This window comes from Mycobacterium sp. NAZ190054 (assembly GCF_001545925.1).
Taxonomy (GTDB): domain Bacteria; phylum Actinomycetota; class Actinomycetes; order Mycobacteriales; family Mycobacteriaceae; genus Mycobacterium.
In genome coordinates this window covers 1-5765 of record NZ_LMVQ01000236.1, presented here as the reverse complement: position 1 = coordinate 5765, position 5765 = coordinate 1, and the positions used below count along the sequence as shown (strand labels likewise).

Sequence of the window (5765 nt, the reverse complement as noted above, 5' to 3'; positions counted from 1 at the left end):
CGTACGTCGCCGCGCCCAGCCCTCCAACTCGGCCCGCTCATCAGCGGACAACACAATCTCAGCGGCATGAGGAGTCGGCACGACCTAGTCTAACAACTAGGCCGCAATTAATGACTCAGGACACTAGGAGATGGTGACCGACTCGATCACGACCGGGTCGGTGGGCCGGTCGCTGCGGTCGGTGGCCGTGGTGGCGATGGCGTCGACGACCTTCTTGGACTCCGGATCGACGACCTCACCGAAGATCGTGTGGCGGCGGTTCAGGTGCGGGGTCTCGGTCACCGTGATGAAGAACTGCGAGCCGTTGGTGCCCGGTCCCGCGTTGGCCATCGCCAGCAGGTAGGGCTTGTCGAACTGCAGTTCCGGGTGGAACTCGTCGGCGAACTGGTAGCCCGGCCCGCCGCGGCCGGTTCCGGTCGGGTCGCCGCCCTGGATCATGAAACCGTCGATGACGCGGTGGAACACCGCACCGTCGTAGAACGGCCCTGACGAACCGCCGGACGCATTCTCCGTGCTGTATTCCTTCGTGCCCTGAGCGAGTCCGACGAAATTGGACACGGTCTTCGGGGCGTGGTTTCCGAACAGTGCGATCTTGATGTCGCCGCGGTTGGTGTGCAGGGTCGCGGTCGCGGTCTGAATGGGACTCGTCACGGGAATTCAGTGTGCCACGCCCGGTCGGACCGCCAACCGGCCACCGTGCCCACGGCGGTGATGGCAGGCTGGGAATGCGATACCCGACAGCCGAAAGAGGTGGCCATGAGCTCCGAGATGCGCGTACGCCTGACGCCCAGCCAGCGGCTGAGCCGCGGTCTGAAGTACTCGACCGTCGGCCCGGTCGACGTGACCAGGGGAGCGGTGGGGCTCGGAGTCGGCTCCGTCCGCTCCTCGGCGGGCTGGGCCGCCGAGCGCTACCGGCGCAGTAAAGTCGCCCGCCAGCTCAAGTCCGAGCTCGCCGCGGCCCAGGAAACCCTCGCGGCCGAGGTGGCCGCGGCCCAGGAGGTCGTCGCCGGTCTGCCGCAGGCGCTGCAGAAGGCGCGCAAGTCCCGTCGGCGCCGACGTCCGCTGCTGCTGGCCGGGGTCGCCGTCGCGGTGCTGGCCGGGGGAGCGGTGACGTTCTCCATCGTGCGGCGCTCGTCCCAACCCGAACCCTCGCCGCTGCCCCCCAGCGTCGAGGTCACCCCGAAGCCCTAGCCGCTCGCCATGGCGGTGTCGGTGTTCGATCTCTTCTCGATCGGCATCGGGCCGTCGAGCTCACACACCGTGGGCCCGATGCGCGCGGCCCGCCGCTTCGCCGACGGCCTGGCCGCCGACGGGGGCCTGAAGGATGTGGCCCGACTGCGGGTCGAGCTGTACGGATCGCTGGGCGCCACCGGTGCCGGGCACGGGACGCCCGGGGCGGTGGTACTGGGGCTGGAGGGCAACGATCCCGAGACCGTCGATCCGGCGGAAGCCCGGGCGCGCGTCGACGCGGTGACCCAGGATCGCCGGCTCGCCGTCGCCGGGGGGCGCTGGGTGGACTTCGACATGTCCACCGACATCGTTATGTCGTTGCAGCCCATGCAGTTTCACAGCAACGGCATGGTCTTCACCGCCTATGCCGAGGACGGGGCAGAGCTGGCGCGGCGGGTGTACTACTCGGTGGGGGGCGGGTTCGTCGTCGACGACGAGCAGGCCCACTCACCCCCGCCCGAGGACGTCGCGCTGCCGTACCCGTTCCGCAGCGGGACCGAGCTGATCGCTCTGGCGACTGAAAATCACTGCAGCATCGCAGATCTGGTGACCGCCAATGAGGAGGCGCTGGGCAACGGGCCGCGGTTGCGCACCGGTCTGCTGCACATCTGGGCGGTGATGCGCGAGTGTGTCGGCAACGGCCTGTCCGCCGACGGCACGCTGCCGGGACGGTTGCACGTCCGCCGGCGGGCCAAAGCGCAGGCGCAGGCACTGGAGGCAAATCCCGCCGATCCGCTGTACGCGATGGACTGGGTCACGGTGTACGCGCTGGCCGTCAACGAGGAGAACGCCGCAGGCGGGCGGGTGGTCACCGCGCCGACCAACGGTGCGGCGGGCATCATTCCCGCTGTCCTGCACTACTACTGGCGGTTCGTCCCGGGCGCGGGCGAGGACGGGGTGGTCGAGTTCCTGCTGACCGCCGCGGCAATCGGTCAGCTTTTCAAGGCCAACGCGTCGATCTCCGGTGCCGAGGTCGGCTGTCAGGGCGAGGTCGGTTCGGCGTGCTCGATGGCGGCCGCGGGCCTGGCCGCGGTGCTGGGCGGCACGCCGGCGCAGGTGGAGAACGCAGCCGAGATCGGCATTGAGCACAACCTCGGGCTGACGTGCGACCCGGTGGGGGGACTGGTGCAGATCCCGTGCATCGAGCGCAACGCGGTCGCGTCGGTGAAGGCCATCACCGCGGCCCGGATGGCGCTGTTCGGCGACGGCACCCACCACGTCAGTCTCGACACCGCGATCAAGACGATGCGTGACACCGGGGCCGACATGGCCGACAAGTACAAGGAGACCTCACGCGGGGGACTGGCCCTCAACGTGGTGGAGTGTTGAATTGAGCGCTGAGGCGGCGGATCAGTACTCAAGTGCGGTCGAGACCTCATCGCAGTGGAAGATTCGGTCGTATCGACCAGGAACCCATGGCAAGGACGTTTGGTGGCGTGGCAACGCAGCCAGGCCCTCATCTCCGCGTCTGGATCATCTGGGGTCTGTGCTACCGGAAGCCGACGGTAGGTGGAACGGGCCGCGCCCGGTGCGACTTGCGCACGACGTCCCGGAAGCGACGTTCGAGGAGTTCGGCGTAGGTGCCGTCACGTTCTGCCCAACGTAGCGGCTCGGCGCGTTCGACGGTGATCTCGTCCGGGGTCGGGTTCTGGGTGAGCAGTCCGACGGCCTCGTCGAGGTAGTCGTCGAGGGGCAGTGCGGCCGGGTTGAGCTGCCTCTGCCGGTCCGAGGTGGCCACGGCCGGCGGGATCAGCTCGGTGACGGTGACTCGCGTACCGGCGAGCTGTGCGCGCAGGGACACGGTGTAGGAATGGACTCCGGCTTTGGTGGCGCCGTAGGTCGGCATCAGCGGGAACGGCATGAAGCCGATGCCCGAGGACACGGTGATGATGTCCCCGGCGCCTCGGCCGATGAGGTGTGGGGTGAAGGCGTCGATCACCCGGATGGTGCCCAGAAGATTGACCGCGATCGAGGTCTCGGCCGTGGCGATGTGGGCCGGGTCGCGAAGATCCTCGGCGAGCATCACGCCCGCCATCGTGACGACGACGTCGAGATCGGGATGCTTCGCCAGCACTTCGTCGCGGGCGGCGGTGACGGACTCTGAATCCGCCACGTCGATGCGAACCGAGTCCAGCGCCTCCACCCGGTCGACGTCGCGTCCGCCGACGACAACCGTGCTGCCTGCGTCCACAAACCGCTGCGCCAGCCCGCGCCCGATCCCAGACGTGCCCCCGGCGATGAAGACGGTACGGCCGCTGATGTCCATCGCTGTCCTCGCTTCCCTTTCCAGCAGGCCCTTTGGTCCGGCCCGGTCGCCGGCTTTTCCAGTCTTTCGCAGCACGTTGGGATTCGGATGGCCCCGCCGACCCTGGGGTCTGGCGGGACCCCCTCACCGCCAGTCCTTCGCGCTTAGCCTGAGAACGTGGAAGCAGACATCGGTGGTATCAAGACGAACCGACTCGGTGAGTATCTGCGCGCCCGGCGGGCACTGGTCACACCGGACCAAGCCGGCATTCCTGCCGGGCCCAACAGGCGGGTTCCGGGGCTGCGGCGCGAAGAAGTCGCGCTGCTGGCCGGCATCAGCGCCGATTACTACATGCGGTTGGAGCGCGGACGCGACAAGCACCCCTCCGTCCAAGTCTTGACGGCGCTGGGGCGTGTCCTTCACCTCGACGAGGTCGAGAGCCAGTACCTGCTCGACTTGGCCGCCCCGCCACGGCCGGCCCGGCGACGCAGGCGAGTCGAGCGGGTCCCCGCCCGGTTGCACCACCTGCTCGCCACCATCGGGATCCCGGCATTCATCGAGGGCCACGCCTACGACGTTCTCGCTTCGAACCCGCTTGCTCTTGCCTTGTCGCCGCGCCTGAAACCTGGCGAGAACCGGCTGCGGTCTCTCCTGCTTGATCCCGAAGAACGCGAATTCCAGGCCGACTGGGCAAGGGCCACCGGGGAATTCGTGGGAGCGTTCCGCAGGTCGATCGGCGAAGACACCGACGATGCCCGCGTGGTCGAGCTCATCGGCGAGCTGTCGCTCGCCAGCGCCCGGTTTCGCCACCTGTGGGCTCGCCACGACGTGCGACCACTCATAGGCGGCACCGCCGTCGTGAACCATCCGATCGTCGGAACGCTCGAGCTGCACCGCGACAAGCTGCCCGTCGACGGGCTGATACTCGTCCTCTACTACGCCGAGGAGGGCACCGAGAGCGCGGAGAAGCTCCAGGTGCTGGCCTCGCTGGCCGCGTCGGGCGTCGATAGCGAATCACGACCCGCGCAGCGGCAGAGCCGCATGGAATCGGTTCGCTGAGAAAGACATTGACCGGGCGGACGGCATCGGTAATGCGATCGCGGCGAACCGGCTGAGACCGGCCGGGCGGAGACCAAGATAATTTGGCGACTCAACCAACCGTCACGATCTACGTGGATGAAGCCGGCGATCGCACAGACGCCGCATAAATGCAGAACAGGCCAGACAACATTGTGTCTGACCTGCTGTTTTGATTGTGGAGCCTAGGAGATTCGAACTCCTGACATCTGCCTTGCAAAGGCAGCGCTCTACCAACTGAGCTAAGGCCCCTTGCCGGTCAAGATACGTCGGCCCCTGAGTCCGGCAGGGTGTGCCATACCTCGGCACCGTGCTGGGTCCGCCACACGGCCACCGCGGCCGCCGCCGCGAGACCTACGCCGAGCAGAAGCACCAGCCTCATCGACATGTACCTTTCCGTGGGGCTAGGAGGACTCGAACCTCCGACCTCTTCGTTATCAGCGAAGCGCTCTAACCGCCTGAGCTATAGCCCCGTCAACCGCACGGGCCGAGCGACGAGATTACCGCACCACCAACCCGTCTCCCAAACCGCGCCGTGGTGACGTCAGTCGCGGTCGGCGAGGGTGACCTCCACGCCGCCCACCAGATCGGTCGTCAGGTTGTAGATGAACGCCCCGATCGTCGCCGCGGCGGTCAGCAGCACGATGTTGACCAGGCCGATCAACGCCGCGCCGCCGAAGATGGTGCCGCTGGACACCAGCTCGCCGCCGGAACTCCCGCTCGCGCTGGTCAGCAGGTCGCCGACGTTGCTGTTCAGCTTGCTCCAGACACCCATGCCGCCGAGCACGAGGTACAGGAACGCGACCGCGATCATCCAGACGAAGAACAGCACCACCGACAGCAGCAGCGACACCTTCAGCGTGCTCCAGGGGTCCACCCGGCGGATCTGCATGCTCGCCCGCACCGGACCACGGTGCTGGCGGGCCCCGACCTGGACGGCCCGGTTACCGCCGGTGGGGGTGGTCCTCGCCGGAGGCTTCGGCTGCTCGGACGACGGCCGCTCGACGGGCTTGCGTTGCTGGCGGGGCCGTCCACCCGACAGGTCGGGGATCTCACTGGCGTAGGCCGCAGTGCTCGGCTCCGGTCGCGGCGCGGGTGGTGTCCTTCACCGGCTCGACACCGGTGGGCAAGGGGATCGCGGAGAAGGCCGGGCTGAAGAAGCTGGCACTGGAACTCGGCGGCAACGGCCCGATGGTGATCCTCGACGACGCCG

General features: G+C 67.9%; 6 protein-coding genes, 2 tRNA genes and 2 pseudogenes. 4 read left to right on the top strand and 6 right to left on the bottom strand.

Annotated elements, in window-relative coordinates; all coding sequences use genetic code 11:
* Positions 1-123: 123 nt before the first annotated feature.
* Positions 124-651: a peptidylprolyl isomerase gene (locus ASJ79_RS17130; protein WP_067957474.1), complete on the bottom strand. Its 528-nt coding sequence runs from the start codon at positions 649-651 to the stop codon at positions 124-126.
* 105 nt (positions 652-756) lie between these two features.
* Between ASJ79_RS17130 and cwsA the strand changes: the two genes are divergently transcribed.
* Together cwsA and ASJ79_RS17120 are read left to right on the top strand one after the other, a co-directional pair.
* The gene (gene cwsA / locus ASJ79_RS17125) at positions 757-1191 is read left to right on the top strand and encodes a cell wall synthesis protein CwsA (RefSeq protein WP_067957472.1); all 435 of its coding nucleotides are present in this window, start codon (positions 757-759) and stop codon (positions 1189-1191) included.
* A gap of 9 nt (positions 1192-1200) precedes the next feature.
* The gene (locus ASJ79_RS17120) at positions 1201-2559 is read left to right on the top strand and encodes an L-serine ammonia-lyase (RefSeq protein WP_067957466.1); all 1359 of its coding nucleotides are present in this window, start codon (positions 1201-1203) and stop codon (positions 2557-2559) included.
* Positions 2560-2719: 160 nt separating this feature from the next.
* Here ASJ79_RS17120 and ASJ79_RS17115 read toward each other — a convergent pair whose 3' ends face one another.
* A complete protein-coding gene (locus ASJ79_RS17115) occupies positions 2720-3496 on the bottom strand; it encodes an SDR family oxidoreductase (RefSeq protein WP_067957461.1) in 777 nt (258 codons plus the stop codon).
* Positions 3497-3652: 156 nt separating this feature from the next.
* Between ASJ79_RS17115 and ASJ79_RS17110 the strand changes: the two genes are divergently transcribed.
* Positions 3653-4534, top strand: a complete 882-nt coding sequence (locus ASJ79_RS17110; RefSeq protein WP_197420255.1) for a helix-turn-helix transcriptional regulator — start codon at positions 3653-3655, stop codon at positions 4532-4534.
* Positions 4535-4731: 197 nt separating this feature from the next.
* Here the strand turns inward: ASJ79_RS17110 and ASJ79_RS17105 are convergent.
* The 4 genes and pseudogenes from ASJ79_RS17105 to ASJ79_RS17095 all read right to left on the bottom strand — a co-directional run.
* Positions 4732-4804, bottom strand: a tRNA-Ala gene (locus ASJ79_RS17105).
* A 7-nt stretch (positions 4805-4811) separates the two neighbouring features.
* Positions 4812-4934 (bottom strand): hypothetical protein, encoded by a 123-nt coding sequence (locus ASJ79_RS34765; protein ID WP_255374741.1) that lies wholly within the window; start codon positions 4932-4934, stop codon positions 4812-4814.
* 17 nt (positions 4935-4951) lie between these two features.
* Positions 4952-5025: transfer RNA gene (locus tag ASJ79_RS17100), tRNA-Ile, on the bottom strand.
* Between the two features lie 71 nt (positions 5026-5096).
* Positions 5097-5492 (bottom strand): annotated as a pseudogene (locus ASJ79_RS17095) (DUF3566 domain-containing protein); the annotation flags it as partial.
* Positions 5493-5644: 152 nt separating this feature from the next.
* On the opposite strand from ASJ79_RS17095, the pseudogene ASJ79_RS32365 reads away from it, so the two are divergent.
* A pseudogene (locus ASJ79_RS32365) lies at positions 5645-5765 on the top strand (aldehyde dehydrogenase family protein); the annotation flags it as partial.

Coding starts and splice junctions, on each gene's coding strand:
- ASJ79_RS17120 (WP_067957466.1), top strand. CDS start 1,201: ATGGCGGTGTCGGTGTTCGATCTCTTCTCGATCGGCATCGGGCCGTCG.
- ASJ79_RS34765 (WP_255374741.1), bottom strand. CDS start 4,934: ATGAGGCTGGTGCTTCTGCTCGGCGTAGGTCTCGCGGCGGCGGCCGCG.
- ASJ79_RS17115 (WP_067957461.1), bottom strand. CDS start 3,496: ATGGACATCAGCGGCCGTACCGTCTTCATCGCCGGGGGCACGTCTGGG.
- cwsA (WP_067957472.1), top strand. CDS start 757: ATGAGCTCCGAGATGCGCGTACGCCTGACGCCCAGCCAGCGGCTGAGC.